This is a genomic window from Burkholderia sp. 572, from assembly GCF_040545135.1.
Classification (GTDB): Bacteria; Pseudomonadota; Gammaproteobacteria; order Burkholderiales; family Burkholderiaceae; genus Burkholderia; species Burkholderia cepacia.
Genome location: NZ_JBEPLH010000010.1, coordinates 31,587 through 48,455 on the forward strand (window position 1 = coordinate 31,587; position 16,869 = coordinate 48,455).

Below are 16,869 nucleotides of genomic sequence, written 5' to 3' on the forward strand. Positions count from 1 at the left end.
CCTCATGGTTCAATTCGATCCCGGACCGCTTATCGCGCGGCCCGGCAGATCGCCAGGAAATCTTCCGCCTTCAGCGACGCGCCGCCGATCAGGCCACCGTCGATGTCCGGCTGCGCGAACAGCTCTTCCGCGTTGTCCGGCTTCACGCTGCCGCCGTACAACACGGACACGTCCGCCGCACCCTTTGCCGCGAGACGCCCACGCAGGAACGCATGCACGTCCTGTGCCTGCGCCGACGTCGCGCTCTTGCCCGTGCCGATCGCCCAGACCGGCTCGTACGCGACGACGATGCGCGCAGCCTCGTCGGCCGTCAGCACGGCCAGTACTGCGTCGAGCTGCGCACCGACCACCTGCTCGGTCGCCCCCGACTCGCGCTCGTCGAGCGTCTCGCCGACACACACGACCGGCGTGAGCCCCGCCGCGAGCGCGCGCTGCGTCTTCGCCGCGACCGTCTCGTTGCGCTCGCCGTGATACGCGCGACGCTCCGAATGACCGACGATCGCATAGCGTGCGCCGAACTCCGCGACCATCGCGGCCGCCACTTCGCCGGTGAACGCGCCCTGCTCGTGCGCCGACACGTCCTGCGCACCCCAGGCGACACGGCCGCCGTCGAGCTGCGCCTGAACCTGCGCGAGATACGGGAACGGCACGCACACGCCGACCGATGTTTCGGCCGCCACCGCGCCCGCACCCTGCACCACTTCGTTCAGCAACGCCTGGTTGCCGGCCAGCCGGCCGTGCATCTTCCAGTTGCCGATCACACGCTTAGTTCTCTGTTTCGACATCGTGTCTGTCTCGTCACCGCTTGGTCATTAACGTGCCGGAAACCGGCCGTCAGGTTTGATCTGGCGAAGCAAACCCGCGATTTTACTGCGCACGGCTTGAACCGGTCAAACCGCGCATGTCAAGCCCGGCCATACGGGCCGTCAGGCGTTCGACCCCCAATCCAGGACGATCTTGCCGGTGTGCTCGCTGCTTTCCATCAGCGCATGCGCCTGCGCGGCATCCGCGGCCGGCAATACACGATAGATCACCGGCTTGATACGGCCATCGGCAATCAGCGGCCACACGCGCGCCTTCAGTTGCGCGGCGATCTGCGCCTTGAACTCGACCGGACGCGGGCGCAGCGTCGAACCCGTGATCGTCAGCCGGCGACGCAGGATCTCGCCGAGGTTGATGTCGGCCTTCGCGCCGCCGAGCAGCGCGATCAGCACGAGACGGCCGCCATCCGCGAGTGCGGACAGTTCGCGCGGCACATACGAGCCCGCCACCATGTCGAGGATCACGTCGACGCCGCGATCGTGCGTCAGCGACTTCACGACCTCGACGAAGTCTTCCGTCTTGTAGTTGATCGCCCGTTCGGCGCCGAGCGCCTCGCACGCGCGGCACTTGTCGGCGGTACCGGCCGTCGCGAACACGCGAAAGCCGAGCGCATGCGCGATCTGGATCGCCGTCACGCCGATGCCGCTCGAGCCGCCCTGCACGAGCAGCGTCTCCTGCTCGCCGCCCTCGCCCGCGCCGAGCTGCGCACGGTCGAACACGTTGCTCCATACGGTGAAGAACGTTTCGGGCAGCGACGCGGCCTCGATATCCGTAAGCCCGTCGGGTACCGGCAGGCATTGCAGCAGCGGCGCGACCGCATACTCGGCATAACCGCCGCCCGCGAGCAGCGCACACACGCGATCGCCCAGCTTCAGGCCGAACGGGTTCAGCGCCGCGTCGGACAGGTCGCCGCCGACGATCTCACCCGCGACCTCGAGGCCCGGCAGATCCGACGCGCCCGGCGGCGGCGCATACGCGCCCTTGCGCTGAAACACGTCGGGCCGGTTCACGCCGGAAGCCGCCACCTTGATCAGCACTTCGCCGCGCTTCGGTTCGGGGCGCGGGCGCTCCGCGAGCTTCAGCACGTCGGGGGCGCCGAATTCGGTGATTTCGATGGCTTTCATGGTGATGGTCGCTCCGGGATCAGGATCGGAATCGGATGGTGCGCCCGCACGCGGCACGGACGCGTTGCCGGCGCTGCTGCGCCGCACAACGATGCTACAGAAAAAACGGCCGGCACGCTTTCGCACTGCCGGCCGTTCGTCTGCCTGCCCGCTTACTGCTGCGGCGGCGTATCCGACTGCGCAGCTGCCGCTGCTTCATTCAGCAGCGCCTTCGCCGACAGGCGCACGCGACCCTTTTCGTCCGTCTGGATGACCTTGACCTTCACTTGCTGGCCTTCCTTCAGGTAGTCGTTGATGTCCTTCACACGCTCGTTGACGATTTCCGAGATGTGCAGCAGGCCATCCTTGCCCGGCAGCAGGTTCACGATCGCGCCGAAATCGAGCAGCTTCAGAACCGTGCCTTCGTACACCTGGCCGACTTCGATCTCGGCCGTGATTTGCTCGATGCGCTTCTTCGCTTCGGCCATGCCGTCGCTGTTCGTGCTCGCGATCGTCACGACGCCGTCGTCCGAGATGTCGATGGTCGTGCCCGTTTCTTCCGTCAGCGCGCGGATCACCGAACCGCCCTTGCCGATCACGTCGCGGATCTTTTCCGGGTTGATCTTGATCGTGATCATGCGCGGCGCGAATTCCGACAGTTGCGTGCTCGCACCCGAAACCGCCGACGTCATCTTGCCGAGGATGTGCATGCGGCCTTCCTTCGCCTGCGCGAGCGCGACCTGCATGATTTCCTTCGTGATGCCCTGGATCTTGATGTCCATCTGCAGCGCGGTCACGCCCTGCTCGGTGCCCGCGACCTTGAAGTCCATGTCGCCGAGGTGATCTTCGTCGCCGAGGATGTCGGTCAGCACCGCGAACTTGTTGCCTTCGAGGATCAGGCCCATCGCGATACCCGCGACGTGCGCCTTCATCGGCACGCCGGCGTCCATCAGCGCGAGGCAGCCGCCGCACACCGATGCCATCGACGACGAACCGTTCGATTCGGTGATTTCCGACACGACGCGGATCGAGTAGCCGAATTCGTCGGCGCTCGGCAGGCACTTGACCAGCGCGCGCTTCGCGAGGCGGCCGTGGCCGATTTCGCGACGCTTCGGCGAGCCGACGCGGCCCGTTTCGCCGGTCGCGAACGGGGGCATGTTGTAGTGGAGCATGAAGCGCTCGCGGTATTCGCCTTCGAGCGCGTCGATGATCTGCTCGTCACCCTTCGTGCCGAGCGTCGCGACGACCAGCGCCTGCGTTTCGCCGCGCGTGAACAGCGCCGAGCCGTGGGTACGCGGCAGCACGCCGGTACGGATCTCGATCGGGCGCACGGTGCGCGTGTCGCGGCCGTCGATACGCGGCTCGCCGTTCAGGATCTGCGAACGGACAATCTTCGCTTCGATGTCGAACAGCACGTTGCCGACGGTGGCCTTGTCGGCCGCTGCCGTACCGGCTGCCAGTGCGTCTTCCTCGAGCTTCGCCGAGGTCGCTGCGTAAACTTCCTTCAGCTTCGTCGAACGCGCTTGCTTGTCGCGCAGCTGGTAAGCGGCGAGCAGGTCGTTCTGTGCCAGCTCGGTCACGCGTGCGATCAGCGCCTCGTTCTTCGGCGCCGGCTGCCAGTCCCACTCGGGCTTGCCGCCTTCGCGCACCAGTTCGTGGATCGCGTCGATCGCGACTTGCATCTGCTCGTGGCCGAACACCACGGCGCCCAGCATCACGTCTTCCGACAGCTGGTCGGCTTCCGATTCGACCATCAGCACCGCACGCTCCGTACCCGCGACGACGAGGTCGAGGCTCGATGCCTTGATCTGGTCACGCGTCGGGTTCAGCACGTAGGCGTTGTCGATGTAGGCAACGCGCGCGGCACCGACCGGGCCGTTGAACGGCAGGCCCGACACGGCGAGCGCAGCCGATGCGCCGATCAGCGCGGGGATGTCCGCCGGGATTTCCGGGTTCACGGACAGCACGTGGATCACGACCTGGACTTCGTTGTAGAAGCCTTCCGGGAACAGCGGGCGCAGCGGACGGTCGATCAGGCGCGACGTCAGCGTCTCGTGCTCCGACGGACGGCCTTCGCGACGGAAGAAGCCACCCGGGATCTTGCCGGCCGAGTAGGTCTTCTCGAGGTAATCGACGGTCAGCGGGAAGAAGTCCTGGCCCGGCTTCGCCGACTTCGCTCCGACGACGGTTGCCAGCACGACGGTGTCTTCGACGTCGACGATCACGGCGCCGCTTGCCTGGCGAGCGACTTCACCGGTTTCGAGGCGCACCTTGTGCTGGCCCCACTGGAATTCCTTCACGACCTTGTTGAACATGGACATGGTTGCTCCTTTGAATTCATGCATTTCATTCGCCGCGCCGGCCATCCCGCGCGGCGGCGTCCCGACCGAATCACCCGGAGCAAGGTGTGTTTTTTATGCCATTCCAGCGCGGCACTCGTGCAGCGACGCGCTGGAATGACACAAATCCTGCCCCGGTATCAGTCGTTGCGGCGGCCCCGCACGGTCGTGCCGGACAGCCTGCGATGCGTGTGACGCTACGCAACGCGCAAAAACAAAATGCCTGTATCAGCGGACTGACACAGGCATCTTGCTGGCGGCAATCGCCTCGATTACTTACGCAGACCCAGCTTCTCGATCAGTGCGCGGTAACGGTCGGCATCCTTGCCCTTGAGGTAGTCGAGCAGCTTGCGGCGGCGGCTCACCATGCGCAGCAGGCCGCGGCGGCTGTGGTGATCCTTCGCGTGGGTCTTGAAGTGACCCGTCAGTTCGACGATACGTGCGGTCAGCAGTGCGACCTGGACTTCGGGCGACCCCGTGTCGTTCGTACCGCGGGCGAACTGAGCAACGACTTCCGACTTCTTGATATCTGCAACAGACATGAGATTTCCTTGGTTTCTACTTTCTAACTGAACAGGCGGACACGGAAGAATGGCCGTGCCGTGACTTACAACCGGCGGGCATTGTAGCACAACTCCACGCCGTTCTTACCGCCCCCTGTCACGGGCGTGTCATCGAGCAGGCGGACGGCATTTCGGTACGCTGCGCCGGCACCGCGAGCACCGTCCGGAAGCCATAGCCCGACCCCTCGTTGTCGAAGCGCACGCCCGGCGTGCCGGCCTTGTCCATCTCCATCACGTAAAGGGGCTGGATCAACTGATGATCCTGCGCGCGCATCCGCGACGCGTGGAAGCCGTCGTCGAACGACAGCCCCTCGAGCGCACGCGCGACCGCGACAGGGTCGGCCGAACCCGCACGGTTCATCGCGGCGGCCAGCATCTCGATCATCAGGCTCATCCGCCGCACCGGATAGTCGTCCTGGGCGGCTGGAAAACGGTTCCGGAACGCCCGGTAGAACGCGTCCGATTTCGCACCGCCTGCGTTCGGGTGCCAGTCCGCCACGGCGACGACCCGCCCGACACCGGCGTCGCCGAGGGCTGCCGGCGCGCCGAGGCTGTTGCCGTAGAACGTGTGGAACTTCGCATTCAGCCCTTGCTCCCGCGCCGCCTTCACGAGCAGCGTGAGGTCGTTGCCCCAGTTGCCGGTCACGACGGCGTCGGCGCCGCTCGCGCGAATCTTCGCGATATACGGCGAGAAATCCTTGATCCGGCCGATCGGGTGGAACTCGTCGCCGGCGATCGTCACGTCCGGGCGCCGCGCGACCAGCGCCTGCCGTGCGAGCGTGCTGACGTCGTGGCCGAAACTGTAGTCCTGGTTCAGCAGGTAGACCTTGCGCAGCGCGCGGTCGCGTGCCATCACGTCCGCGAGTGCGGCCATCCGCATGCCGGCGTGCGCATCGAAGCGGAAATGCCAGAAACTGCAGCGCGCGCCGGTCAGCGCCGGATCGTCGGCCGAATAGTTGAGGAACAGCATCCGGTTGTCCGGATCGCGCGCGTTCAGCTTGTCGAGCGCCGCGACGAGCGCGGCCGCGACGGCCGAGCTGTTGCCCTGCGTGACGAAACCGATGTGGCGATCCGCGGCCGCGCGCAGCTGCACGAGCGCCTCCTCGGGGCTGCCCTTGCTGTCGAGCACGACGAGTTCGAGCGGGTGCGCGCCGTCGCGCAGCTTCACGCCGCCCGCCGCGTTCACCTGCTCGACGCCGAAGCGCAGGTTGCGCTCGACCGCCGCGCCCGCGTTCGCGAACGGGCCCGACATCCCTTCGATCAGCGCGATCCGCACCGGCTCGCCGCCGGCAAATGCGGACGACACCAGCATCCACCCCGCGCTCAACGCGAGCGCGCACCGCTTCCACCCCTGCATCGGCCACCTGCCCTTCAATCAGCCCGAGAAGCGCGGATCATAGGCCGGCGCCCCCGCCGCCCGCAAGCGTGACCGTGCCGGCGATCCGCACCGATTTTTTCCAAGCGATGCGCGATCGCTCGCCGTCCGTGATAAAACGGGACTTGTTTCCGTGTTCTGGAGAATCCCCATGCGCATTCGCATTTCCGCGCGCCTGCCGGTGCTGCTCGCCAGCGCCGCCGCGCTGCTGACCGGTTGCGCGCAACCGTGGCAGCAATACCAGGCCGGCCAGGACGAGTCGGCGATCGTCGCACGCATGGGCCCGCCGCGCGAGATCTACGACCTGCCCGGCGGCGGCAAGCGCCTGATGTGGCCAACCCAGCCGATGGGCGAGATCACCGTCGCGGCCGACGTCGATGCGGCCCACAAGATCGTCAACGTGCGCCAGGTCCTGCAGCCGAGCGAGTTCTATCGTGCGGAGATCGGCAAGTGGACGAAGACCGACGTCCTCGTCAACTTCGGACGCCCCGTCGAGACGTCCTACTTCCCGCTGATGAAGCGCGAGGTATGGACGTACCGGTATCTCGAGGACAACGTCTGGTACATGATGTACAGCTTCTACTTCGACCCGCAGGGCATCCTGCGCATCACGCAGAAAACACCCGACCCGTTGCACGACCCCGACCGCCGCAACCTGTTCTGACCGATTACGCATTTACGCGCAATTATCTCGATGGCCATTCACGAATCATTGCGTGAATGGCCATTTCCTTTTTTCCGCCGGCTTATTAATTCGGCAAATGCGACGGAAATCTTTTCCGATCGATGACATGCCGATGGCAATTCGCTGACATCCCCGTCATACGGGCCTTTGCCTGAAAACAGGCACGCGCAGTGCATATCATGCGGTGAGTTGGTGCATGCAATGCACTACGCCAAACCAATTTGAAACAATTTGTTTCAACACCCCCGAAGCGCTAGGGCATACCCCTAATATCAGTCGAAACTCAACCTTTCAATTTAGAAAGAATGCCATTTCGTCATTTTTGCCGATATTCGATTGCCTTTATCTCAAAGGAGTCCTCATGAATCGCCCCAAGAGCATGCTGGTTGCCAACATCGCCTGGGCCCGCGAAACGCGTGAACACACGCCCGGTTTCTTCGACGCACTCGCGCGCGGCCAGAACCCGCGCGTGCTGTGGATCGGCTGCGCCGACAGCCGCGTGCCGGCCGAAACCATCACGCACTGCGCACCCGGCGAGCTGTTCGTCCATCGCAACATCGCGAACCTGTTCCATCCCGACGACGACAATTCCGCCAGCGTGCTCGAGTACGCGGTGCGCGTGCTGCAGGTCGACCACGTGATCGTATGCGGGCACTACGGGTGCGGAGGCGTACGCGCATCGCTGCTGCCGCCGCCGTCCGACCTGCCGCACGTCGCACGCCGCATCGCGCCGCTGTGCGCGCTCGCGCGACGGCATCGTGACACGCTGGACGGGCTCGACGACACGGCCGCCGCCGACCGCCTCGCCGAGCTCAACGTGCTCGAACAGGTACGGCTGCTGCGCGCGTCCCCGATCGTGCGGGGCCGCGAACGGCCACCGCTCGTGCACGGCTGGATCTTTTCGCTCGCGGACGGCCGCCTGAAGGAACTCGATTCCGGCTACACCACCCCGCCCGCCGACGCCGAACTCGTGCAGGCCGTCGCTGCCTGCGCGCTCGGCTGACCTGCCCCCAAAAGCCAATGAAATCATCCCGACCATGAAACTGAACCAGCGCCTGTCCACCCTGCCGCGCGACATCGTCGCCGGCGTCGTCGTGTTCCTCGTCGCGCTGCCGCTGTGTCTCGGCATCGCCAATGCATCCGGCGTCGAGCCGTTTGCCGGGCTCGTATCCGGCATCGTCGGCGGCATCGTCGTCGCGCTGCTGAGCGGCTCGTCGCTGTCCGTCAGCGGGCCGGCCGCCGGCCTCGTCGTGATCGTCGTCGAAGGCATCGCACAACTCGGCAGCTTCTCCGCATTCCTGCTCGCGGTGCTGCTGTCCGGCGTCCTGCAGTTCGGGTTCGGCATGCTGCGCGCCGGCCGCTTCGCCGCCTACGTACCGTCACCCGTCATCAAGGGCATGCTCGCCGCGATCGGCCTGCTGCTGATCGTAAAGCAGATTCCGTTCGCGTTCGGTATCGGCGGCTCGGCCGCGCAATCGTTTGCGAACTGGCCCGGCCTGCCGGTCGCGTGGGCCGCCACGGCCATCGCGCTTGCGTCGCTCGCGCTGCTGATCGCGTGGGACACGCCCGCGCTGCGCCGCTTCGCGCTGGTGCGCTCGGTGCCGGCTCCGCTTGCGGTCGTCGTGCTGGGTATCGGCGCCACGCTCGTGCTGAGCATCGTCGCACCGTCGGTCGCGCCGGGCGCCGCCCATCGCGTGACGCTGCCCGAACTCGGCTCGTTCGCGGCCTTTGCGGCGTCGCTCAAGCATGCGGAGCTCGGCCCGAACTTCGCTCAGCTCGTCAATCCGGACGTGTGGCGCGTCGCGATCACGCTCGCGGTCGTCGCGAGCCTCGAGACGCTGCTGAGCCTCGAAGCCGTCGAGCAGATCGACCCGAAGCGCCGGCCGACCCAGCCCGATCGCGAACTCAAGGCCCAGGGCGTCGGCAATCTCGTCGCGGGCGCGGTCGGCGGGCTGCCGATCACGTCGGTGATCGTGCGCAGTTCGGTGAACGTCAACGCGGGCGCGCAAAGCCGGATGTCGGCGATCGTGCACGGGATGCTGCTGCTCGCGAGCGTGTTCGCGCTCACCGGCCTGATCAACCTGATCCCGCTCGCGAGCCTGGCCGCGATCCTGATCCATACCGGCTTCAAGCTTGCGAAACCGGCGCTGTTCCGCTCGGTGATGAAACAGGGGCCGGCCGCCTTCGTGCCGTTCGCCGCGACGATCGCCGGCGTGCTCGCGGTCGACCTGCTGTTCGGCATCGCGCTCGGCCTCGCGTGCAGCGTGCTGGCCGTCGCCGTCGCGAACCTGAAGAGCCCCGTGACGCTCGCGCAGCACGACGACCACTTCCTGCTGTCGTTCCGCAAGGACGTGTCGTTTCTCGGCAAGGTGCAGGTCAAGCATCACCTGCGGCACATTCCCGACCGGGCCGCGGTGATCATCGACGCGACACGCGCCGATTACATCGATCACGACGTGCTCGAACTGCTCGACGCGTTCGTCGGCGATGCGCCGCGACGCGGCATCACCGTCGAGTTCCGGCGCCGCAGCCCGGTGCCGCGCACGGCCGCGCGCCGCTGGCTGTTCCGTGCGCCGGCCGCCGAATGAGCGGTGCATGAAAAACGCCCCGGCGGCGCAGGGCCGCACGGGGCGTTTCGGTGATGCGCGACGCGCGGCGCTTACGAGCGCTGCGGATTGACCTTGTCGTCCTTCGAATGCAGCTTGTTCAGCGCGGAGATGTACGCCTTCGCGGATGCGGCGACGATGTCCGGATCGGTGCCGACGCCGTTGACGATCCGCCCGCTCTTCGACAGCCGGACAGTCACTTCACCCTGCGCCTGCGTACCGGTCGTGATCGCGTTCACCGAATACAGCAGCAGCTCGGAACCACTGCCGACTTCGCTCTCGATCGCATTGAACGTCGCGTCGACCGGGCCGTTGCCGCGCGCCTCGCCGGTCACTTCCTTGCCGTCGACCCCGAACACGACCTTCGCGTGCGGCTGCTCGCCCGTTTCCGAGTGCTGCGACAGCGACACGAACTTGAAGTGTTCCTGCTCGTGTGCGAGCGCCGATTCCTCGGACACGATCGCGATGATGTCCTCGTCGAAGATCTCGGCCTTGCGATCGGCCAGATCCTTGAAGCGCATGAACGCCGCGTTCAGTTCACTTTCGCTGTCGAGCGACACGCCGAGCTCCTGCAGGCGCTGCTTGAACGCGTTACGGCCCGACAGCTTGCCGAGCACGATCTTGTTCGCGGTCCAGCCCACGTCTTCCGCGCGCATGATCTCGTAGGTGTCGCGCGCCTTCAGCACGCCGTCCTGGTGGATGCCCGATGCGTGCGCGAACGCATTCGCGCCGACCACCGCCTTGTTCGGCTGCACGACGAAACCGGTGATCTGCGACACAAGCTTCGACGTCGGCACGATCTGCGTCGTGTCGATGCCGACGTCGAGGCCGAAGTAGTCCTTGCGGGTCTTCACGGCCATCACGATTTCCTCGAGCGACGTGTTGCCCGCGCGCTCGCCGAGACCGTTGATCGTGCACTCGATCTGGCGCGCGCCGCCGATCTTCACGCCGGCGAGCGAGTTCGCCACCGCCATCCCGAGGTCGTTGTGGCAATGCACGGAGAAGATCGCCTTGTCCGAGTTCGGAATGCGCTCGCGCAGCGTCTTCACGAGGTTGCCGTAGAGCTCGGGCACGCCGTAGCCGACCGTGTCGGCGATGTTGATGGTCGTCGCCCCTTCGGCGATCACGGCTTCCAGCACGCGGCACAGGAAGTCGAGGTCCGAACGGCTGCCGTCTTCCGGCGAGAATTCAACGTTGTCGGTGAACTTGCGTGCGAAACGCACCGCAAGACGCGCCTGCTCGAACACCTGGTCCGGCGTCATGCGCAGCTTCTTCTCCATGTGCAGCGGCGACGTCGCGATGAACGTGTGGATCCGCGAGCTGTTGGCCGGCTTCAGCGCGTCGGCCGCACGCTGGATGTCCTTGTCGTTGGCCCGCGCCAGCGAGCAGATCGTGCTGTCCTTCACGAGACCGGCGATCGTGTGGATCGCGTCGAAATCGCCGTTCGAGCTGGCCGCGAAGCCGGCCTCGATCACGTCGACCTTCATCCGCTCGAGATGCTTCGCGATGCGGATTTTCTCTTCCTTCGTCATCGACGCGCCCGGCGATTGTTCGCCGTCACGCAACGTCGTATCGAAAATGATCAGCTTGTCTGTCATGGGGGGCTCCAGGGCTCTTTATACGGAAGTCAAACGTAACGAGATCGCGCCACCGTTGGCGACGCTCAACAACAGACGAAGCTTGACGGAGGGCGGGAACGGTCAGCGCGGCAGGCGCGCCGAAGCTAGCGCGCGTAGCGGCGCACCGGCTAGAAGGAGGGAGAGGCGGGAAAATGCAGTCATGCCGAAGACTATAGCGGCATTCCGTTGGGTGCGCAATCGGACGGCACCCGGGGTTTCCGGCAGTCCGGGCCGAACAGGGGACAAATGAAAACGGCGGCCCCGAGGCCGCCGTTTCCGGGTAAACAACGCGCGTCAGTGATCGCGCTGCGACGAGCGCGCGGGGTTTGCCCGCCCGCGCACGGCCATGTAGGCCCAGAACACGTAGCCGGACAGCCCGTACAGCACGAACAGGCAGAACAGCATCAGCGGCGGGTCGGACGACACGAGCACGAACGCGACGACGACCAGCAGGATCGCCGCGAACGGCACGCGGTGCCGCACGTCGAGCGCCTTGCCGCTGTAGAACGGCGCGTTCGACACCATCGTCACGCCCGCATAGATCGTCAGCACGAATGCGACCCACGGCAGCCAGCCGAGCTTCATCGGCACGCGGTTGTCGGTGGCGAGCCACACGAAGCCCGCGATCAGCGCGGCGGCGGCCGGACTCGGCAGCCCCTGGAAGAAACGCTTGTCGACGACGCCGATGTTCGTGTTGAAACGCGCGAGGCGCAGCGCGGCGCCCGAGCAGTAGACGAACGCGGCGAGCCAGCCCCAGCGGCCGAGATCCTTCAGCACCCACTCGTACATCACGAGCGCGGGCGCGACACCGAACGACACCATGTCCGACAGGCTGTCGAACTGCTCGCCGAACGCGCTCTGCGTATGCGTCATGCGCGCGACGCGCCCATCCATCCCGTCGAGCACCATCGCCACGAAAATCGCGATTGCGGCGATCTCGAAGCGCACGTTCATCGCCTGCACGACCGCGAAGAAGCCGCAGAACAGCGCGGCGGTCGTGAACGCGTTCGGCAGCAGGTAGATGCCGCGCGTCTTCAGGAACCGCTGACGCGCGGCGCGGCGGCTCTCGATCGGCACCGGATCGGCGGCCATCCCCTTGTTGCGACGGAACGGGCGTGGCGTCTGGCCGGCGCCGTTGCGCGGCCGACGCGGTTTGAATGCGGCCATCGTGCGCCCCGCCGCTTACTGTTCGAGCTCGGCGAGGATCGTCGACGACGCGTAGACCTTCTCGCCGATCGACACCTTCGCGCGGCTGCCGAGCGGCAGGTACACGTCGACGCGCGAACCGAAGCGGATGAAACCGTAGCGCTGGCCGCGCGACAGCGGCTCGCCGGCGCGCACGTAGCAGAGAATCCGGCGTGCGACGAGGCCGGCGATCTGCACGGCGGTCACGGTCTTGCCGCTCGCCGTCTGGATCACGACCGCGTTACGCTCGTTCTCGGTGGACGCCTTGTCGATCGCCGCGTTCAGGAACGCACCCGGGAAGTACTCGACCTTGGAGATCGCGCCATCGACCGGCGAACGCTGCGAATGGACGTTGAAGACATTCATGAACACGCTGATCTTCAGCGCTTCGCGGTTCGCGTACGGGTCCTGCGCGGTCTCGACCGCGACGATGCGACCGTCTGCCGGGCACAGCACCGCGTTCGGCTGCGCCGGGATCGGGCGCTGCGGATCACGGAAGAACTGGACGACGAAGACGAGCAGCAGCCAGAACGGCCACGCGAAGCCGAAGCCCCCGACGGCGTGGATCAACAGCGCGATGACGGCAGCAATCGCGATGAACGGCCAGCCTTCGCGCGCGATGATCGGATGAGGATAGTTCATGGATTCGTTCTGTGTTCGGTGAATTGCAAAGCCCGTAGCATAACAAAAGCCGCCCGGGGCACTGCTGCCTTCGGGCGGCTTTTTGGTACCGGCCCTCTATTCGAGGGGCCGGAACAGCACGCGGTGCTTAGTTCTTCGTCTGGTCGACGAGCTTGTTCTTCGCGATCCACGGCATCATCGCGCGCAGCTTCGCACCGACCTGCTCGATCTGGTGCTCGGCCGTCAGGCGACGGCGCGACTGCAGCGTCGGTGCGCCTGCCTTGTTCTCGAGGATGAAGCTCTTCGCGTACTCGCCCGTCTGGATGTCGGTCAGGCACTGCTTCATCGCCTTCTTCGTCTCTTCCGTCACGATGCGCGGGCCCGTCACGTACTCGCCGTACTCGGCGTTGTTCGAGATCGAGTAGTTCATGTTCGCGATGCCGCCTTCGTAGATCAGGTCGACGATCAGCTTCAGTTCGTGCAGGCACTCGAAGTACGCCATTTCCGGCGCGTAACCTGCCTCGACCAGCGTTTCGAAACCAGCCTTGATCAGCTCGACGGTACCGCCGCACAGCACGGCCTGCTCGCCGAACAGGTCGGTTTCGGTTTCTTCACGGAAGTTCGTCTCGATGATGCCGGCGCGGCCGCCGCCGTTCGCCGCAGCGTACGACAGCGCGATGTCGCGTGCCGCGCCCGACTTGTTCTGCGCAACCGCGATCAGGTGCGGCACGCCGCCACCTTGCGAGTACGTGCCGCGCACGGTGTGGCCCGGTGCCTTCGGCGCGATCATGATCACGTCGAGGTCGGCGCGCGGGATCACCGCGCCGTAGTGGACGTTGAAGCCGTGCGCGAATGCCAGCGCCGAGCCTTGCTTGATGTTCTCGTGCACTTCCTTCGCGTACACGTCGGCGATCTGCTCGTCCGGCAGCAGCATCATCACGACGTCGGCGCCCTTCACCGCTTCCGCGACTTCCTTGACCGACAGGCCGGCGTTCTCGGCCTTGCTCCACGACGCGCCGCCCTTGCGCAGGCCGACCGTCACGTTGACACCGCTGTCCTTCAGGTTCAGCGCGTGTGCATGGCCTTGCGAGCCGTAGCCGATGATCGTGACTTGCTTGCCCTTGATGAGGGAGAGGTCAGCGTCTTTGTCGTAGAAAACGTTCATGATGGTTCCTTCGCTAATTCAAAAATTCAACAATTCGTTCGGATGGAGTACTGCGGGCCGGGACATGACGGCGCACCCGGCGTGCCACTTTGGCAATGTCGGCATCACACCTTCAGGATGCGCTCGCCGCGTCCGATGCCGGAGCTGCCGGTGCGCACGGTCTCGAGGATCGCGCCCGCGTCCAGCCCCTGGATGAATGCGTCGAGCTTGTCGCTCGCGCCCGTCAATTCGATCGTGTAGGTCTTTTCGGTCACGTCGATGATGCGGCCGCGGAAAATGTCCGCCATCCGCTTCATTTCTTCGCGCTCCTTGCCCACTGCACGTACCTTGATCAGCATCAGCTCGCGTTCGATGTGTGCACCGTCGGTCAGGTCCACCACTTTCACCACCTCGATCAGGCGGTTCAGATGCTTCGTGATCTGTTCGATCACGTCGTCGGAGCCAATGGAAACGATGGTGAGCCGCGACAGCGATTGGTCTTCGGTCGGCGCCACCGTCAAGGTTTCGATGTTGTAGCCGCGTGCGGAAAACAGACCGACCACGCGCGACAGCGCGCCCGGTTCGTTCTCCAGCAGGACGGAAATGATGTGTCTCATGTTCGCTTCTTCCAGAATGTGTCCGTGTCGATTCACTCGCGCCGCGCGCCGCCGCGTGCCGCACCGCCCTTCGTGAAGGCGGCCGCTTCGGCCCAGGCGCGCGTCGCGCCGTTACAGGTCTTCCGATCCGAGCAGCATCTCGGTGATGCCCTTGCCGGCCTGTACCATCGGCCAGACGTTTTCGGTCGGATCGGTCTGGAAGTCGAGAAACACGGTGCGGTCCTTCAGGCGCAGCGCTTCCTTCAGCGCCGGCTCCACATCCGAAGTCTTTTCGATCCGCATGCCGACATGGCCGTACGCTTCGGCGAGCTTCACGAAGTCAGGCAGCGCATCCATGTACGAATGCGAATAGCGCTTGCTGTATTCGATCTGCTGCCACTGGCGAACCATGCCGAGATAGCGGTTGTTCAGCGAAATGATCTTCACGGGCGTGTCGTACTGCAGGCAGGTCGACAACTCCTGGATGCACATCTGGATCGAGCCTTCGCCCGTGATGCACAGCACGTCGTCGTCCGGGTGCGCCATCTTGACGCCCATCGCTGCCGGCAGGCCGAAGCCCATCGTGCCGAGGCCGCCGGAGTTGATCCAGCGACGCGGCTTGTTGAAACGGTAGAACTGCGCCGCCCACATCTGGTGCTGGCCGACGTCCGAGCACACGAACGCATTGCCGTCCGTCAGCTCCCACGCCTTCTCGACCACGTACTGCGGCTTGATGATCTCGCTTTCGCGGTCGTACTTCAGGCAGTCCTTCGCGCGCCAGCCCTCGATGTCCTTCCACCATTGCGCGAGGGCTTCGGTGTCGGGGCCATGCTCGGCCGTCTGCAACTGCTCGATCAGCTCCTTCAGCACCTCCTTCACGTCGCCGACGATCGGGATGTCGACCTTCACGCGCTTCGAGATCGACGACGGGTCGATGTCGATGTGGATGATCTTGCGCGGACGCGACGCGAAGTGCGCCGGATCGCCGATCACGCGGTCGTCGAAGCGGGCACCGATCGCGATCAGCACGTCGCAGTGCTGCATCGCCATGTTCGCTTCGTAGGTGCCGTGCATGCCGAGCATGCCGAGGAATTTCTTGTCCGACGCGCGATAGCCGCCGAGGCCCATCAGCGTGTTCGTGACCGGGTAGCCGAGCAGGTCCGCGAACTGGTTCAGTTCACGCGACGCGTCGGCGAGGATGATGCCGCCGCCCGTGTAGATGTACGGACGCTTCGCCGTCAGCAGCAGCGACACGGCCTTGCGGATCTGGCCCGAATGGCCCTTCGTGACGGGGTTGTACGAACGCAGCGACACGCTCTTGACGGGCTCGTACTGGCACGGCGTCTTCGAGATGTCCTTCGGGATGTCGATCAGCACGGGGCCCGGACGGCCGGTGCGGGCGATGTAGAACGCCTTCTTGACGGTTTCCGCGAGGTCGCGCACGTCCTTCACGAGGAAGTTGTGCTTCACGCACGGACGCGTGATGCCAACGGTGTCGCACTCTTGGAAGGCATCCTGGCCGATCGCGGCCGTGGGCACCTGGCCGCTGATCACGACCATCGGGATCGAATCCATGTACGCCGTTGCGATGCCGGTCACCGCGTTGGTGACACCGGGGCCCGACGTCACGAGGCAGACGCCGACATTGCCGGTGGAACGCGCATACGCATCGGCTGCGTGCACGGCCGCCTGTTCGTGGCGCACCAGCACGTGCTGAATCTTGTCCTGCTTGTAAAGCTCGTCGTAGATGTAGAGTACCGAGCCGCCGGGGTAGCCCCAGATGAATTCGACGTTTTCATCGGCCAGTGCCTTCATGAGCACGGTGCCGCCGATGGAGTCGCTATCGGGAGGGGAAAGGGGTTCCGACGTGGAGAATTCCGCGCTGGGCATGTTCATTTTGACCTTTCGAATTTTCGGCAAAAAATTGATCGGGTGCTCTCTGCCGGGCTTGTGGCTCGGGTTCAAGCGGCGCGTCCAGTTTGAAGGGCAGGCTTCTTGGGCCAGCCTCAAATGAGACCATCACTTCATGTTGCGAATCGCTGACGATAGCGGGTCGCGAATGGGTCGTCAAGCAAAATATCCCGCAGCGCATCATGGGCCCCGCCCGGCACCCCGCCGCCGCGGCTCGCGCGCAACGTGCGGCGCCCGCCCCGGTGCCAAGCGGCACGAAAATTTGATAGCATCCGCGGGTTTTACGAAATTTTTCGACCT

The 16,869-nt window shown here is 65.2% G+C and carries 14 protein-coding genes; 3 read left to right on the top strand and 11 right to left on the bottom strand.

The window, feature by feature from the left end; translation table 11 throughout:
* Window positions 1–29: 29 nt before the first annotated feature.
* From tpiA to ABIC51_RS19845, 5 genes are all read right to left on the bottom strand, one after another.
* Complete coding sequence (gene tpiA / locus ABIC51_RS19825; RefSeq protein WP_021162811.1) at window positions 30–785, bottom strand: triose-phosphate isomerase; 756 nt, start codon at window positions 783–785, stop codon at window positions 30–32.
* Between the two features lie 141 nt (window positions 786–926).
* Window positions 927–1,946, bottom strand: a complete 1,020-nt coding sequence (locus ABIC51_RS19830; protein ID WP_060357746.1) for an NAD(P)H-quinone oxidoreductase — start codon at window positions 1,944–1,946, stop codon at window positions 927–929.
* Between the two features lie 152 nt (window positions 1,947–2,098).
* On the bottom strand, window positions 2,099–4,246 hold the full coding sequence (pnp, locus tag ABIC51_RS19835) for a polyribonucleotide nucleotidyltransferase (protein WP_146253610.1): 2,148 nt from the start codon (window positions 4,244–4,246) through the stop codon (window positions 2,099–2,101).
* Between the two features lie 290 nt (window positions 4,247–4,536).
* Entirely contained in the window at window positions 4,537–4,806 is a 270-nt protein-coding gene (rpsO, locus tag ABIC51_RS19840; RefSeq protein WP_006398792.1) for a 30S ribosomal protein S15, read from the bottom strand.
* Window positions 4,807–4,924: 118 nt separating this feature from the next.
* Window positions 4,925–6,184 (bottom strand): branched-chain amino acid ABC transporter substrate-binding protein, encoded by a 1,260-nt coding sequence (locus ABIC51_RS19845; protein ID WP_175898293.1) that lies wholly within the window; start codon window positions 6,182–6,184, stop codon window positions 4,925–4,927.
* A gap of 169 nt (window positions 6,185–6,353) precedes the next feature.
* Between ABIC51_RS19845 and ABIC51_RS19850 the strand changes: the two genes are divergently transcribed.
* The 3 genes from ABIC51_RS19850 to ABIC51_RS19860 all read left to right on the top strand — a co-directional run bounded on the left by ABIC51_RS19850 (window position 6,354) and on the right by ABIC51_RS19860 (window position 9,475).
* Complete coding sequence (locus tag ABIC51_RS19850) at window positions 6,354–6,866, top strand: hypothetical protein (RefSeq protein ID WP_027786864.1); 513 nt, start codon at window positions 6,354–6,356, stop codon at window positions 6,864–6,866.
* A 382-nt stretch (window positions 6,867–7,248) separates the two neighbouring features.
* Window positions 7,249–7,890, top strand: coding sequence for a carbonic anhydrase (locus ABIC51_RS19855; protein WP_146253608.1), 642 nt, complete (start codon window positions 7,249–7,251; stop codon window positions 7,888–7,890).
* Between the two features lie 34 nt (window positions 7,891–7,924).
* Window positions 7,925–9,475, top strand: a complete 1,551-nt coding sequence (locus tag ABIC51_RS19860; RefSeq protein WP_175898292.1) for a SulP family inorganic anion transporter — start codon at window positions 7,925–7,927, stop codon at window positions 9,473–9,475.
* A gap of 71 nt (window positions 9,476–9,546) precedes the next feature.
* Here the strand turns inward: ABIC51_RS19860 and ABIC51_RS19865 are convergent, their stop codons facing one another.
* The 6 genes from ABIC51_RS19865 to ABIC51_RS19890 form a co-directional block, all read right to left on the bottom strand.
* The gene (locus ABIC51_RS19865; protein WP_027786861.1) at window positions 9,547–11,091 is read right to left on the bottom strand and encodes a 2-isopropylmalate synthase; all 1,545 of its coding nucleotides are present in this window, start codon (window positions 11,089–11,091) and stop codon (window positions 9,547–9,549) included.
* A gap of 315 nt (window positions 11,092–11,406) precedes the next feature.
* A complete protein-coding gene (gene pssA, locus ABIC51_RS19870; protein ID WP_021162801.1) occupies window positions 11,407–12,279 on the bottom strand; it encodes a CDP-diacylglycerol--serine O-phosphatidyltransferase in 873 nt (290 codons plus the stop codon).
* Between the two features lie 15 nt (window positions 12,280–12,294).
* Window positions 12,295–12,939, bottom strand: coding sequence for a phosphatidylserine decarboxylase (locus ABIC51_RS19875; RefSeq protein WP_011352710.1), 645 nt, complete (start codon window positions 12,937–12,939; stop codon window positions 12,295–12,297).
* Between the two features lie 127 nt (window positions 12,940–13,066).
* Window positions 13,067–14,083 carry a ketol-acid reductoisomerase gene (gene ilvC / locus ABIC51_RS19880; protein WP_021162800.1) on the bottom strand — a complete coding sequence of 339 codons (1,017 nt, stop codon included), beginning with the start codon at window positions 14,081–14,083 and terminating at the stop codon, window positions 13,067–13,069.
* Between the two features lie 104 nt (window positions 14,084–14,187).
* The gene (gene ilvN / locus ABIC51_RS19885; protein ID WP_011352712.1) at window positions 14,188–14,679 is read right to left on the bottom strand and encodes an acetolactate synthase small subunit; all 492 of its coding nucleotides are present in this window, start codon (window positions 14,677–14,679) and stop codon (window positions 14,188–14,190) included.
* A 111-nt stretch (window positions 14,680–14,790) separates the two neighbouring features.
* The gene (locus ABIC51_RS19890; RefSeq protein WP_027786860.1) at window positions 14,791–16,554 is read right to left on the bottom strand and encodes an acetolactate synthase 3 catalytic subunit; all 1,764 of its coding nucleotides are present in this window, start codon (window positions 16,552–16,554) and stop codon (window positions 14,791–14,793) included.
* Window positions 16,555–16,869: the final 315 nt, after the last annotated feature.

Coding starts and splice junctions, on each gene's coding strand:
- ABIC51_RS19875 (WP_011352710.1), bottom strand. CDS start 12,939: ATGAACTATCCTCATCCGATCATCGCGCGCGAAGGCTGGCCGTTCATC.
- ABIC51_RS19865 (WP_027786861.1), bottom strand. CDS start 11,091: ATGACAGACAAGCTGATCATTTTCGATACGACGTTGCGTGACGGCGAA.
- ilvC (WP_021162800.1), bottom strand. CDS start 14,083: ATGAACGTTTTCTACGACAAAGACGCTGACCTCTCCCTCATCAAGGGC.
- ABIC51_RS19855 (WP_146253608.1), top strand. CDS start 7,249: ATGAATCGCCCCAAGAGCATGCTGGTTGCCAACATCGCCTGGGCCCGC.
- ABIC51_RS19830 (WP_060357746.1), bottom strand. CDS start 1,946: ATGAAAGCCATCGAAATCACCGAATTCGGCGCCCCCGACGTGCTGAAG.
- ABIC51_RS19845 (WP_175898293.1), bottom strand. CDS start 6,184: ATGCAGGGGTGGAAGCGGTGCGCGCTCGCGTTGAGCGCGGGGTGGATG.
- ilvN (WP_011352712.1), bottom strand. CDS start 14,679: ATGAGACACATCATTTCCGTCCTGCTGGAGAACGAACCGGGCGCGCTG.
- tpiA (WP_021162811.1), bottom strand. CDS start 785: ATGTCGAAACAGAGAACTAAGCGTGTGATCGGCAACTGGAAGATGCAC.
- ABIC51_RS19890 (WP_027786860.1), bottom strand. CDS start 16,554: ATGAACATGCCCAGCGCGGAATTCTCCACGTCGGAACCCCTTTCCCCT.
- ABIC51_RS19850 (WP_027786864.1), top strand. CDS start 6,354: ATGCGCATTCGCATTTCCGCGCGCCTGCCGGTGCTGCTCGCCAGCGCC.
- ABIC51_RS19860 (WP_175898292.1), top strand. CDS start 7,925: ATGAAACTGAACCAGCGCCTGTCCACCCTGCCGCGCGACATCGTCGCC.
- rpsO (WP_006398792.1), bottom strand. CDS start 4,806: ATGTCTGTTGCAGATATCAAGAAGTCGGAAGTCGTTGCTCAGTTCGCC.
- pssA (WP_021162801.1), bottom strand. CDS start 12,279: ATGGCCGCATTCAAACCGCGTCGGCCGCGCAACGGCGCCGGCCAGACG.
- pnp (WP_146253610.1), bottom strand. CDS start 4,246: ATGTCCATGTTCAACAAGGTCGTGAAGGAATTCCAGTGGGGCCAGCAC.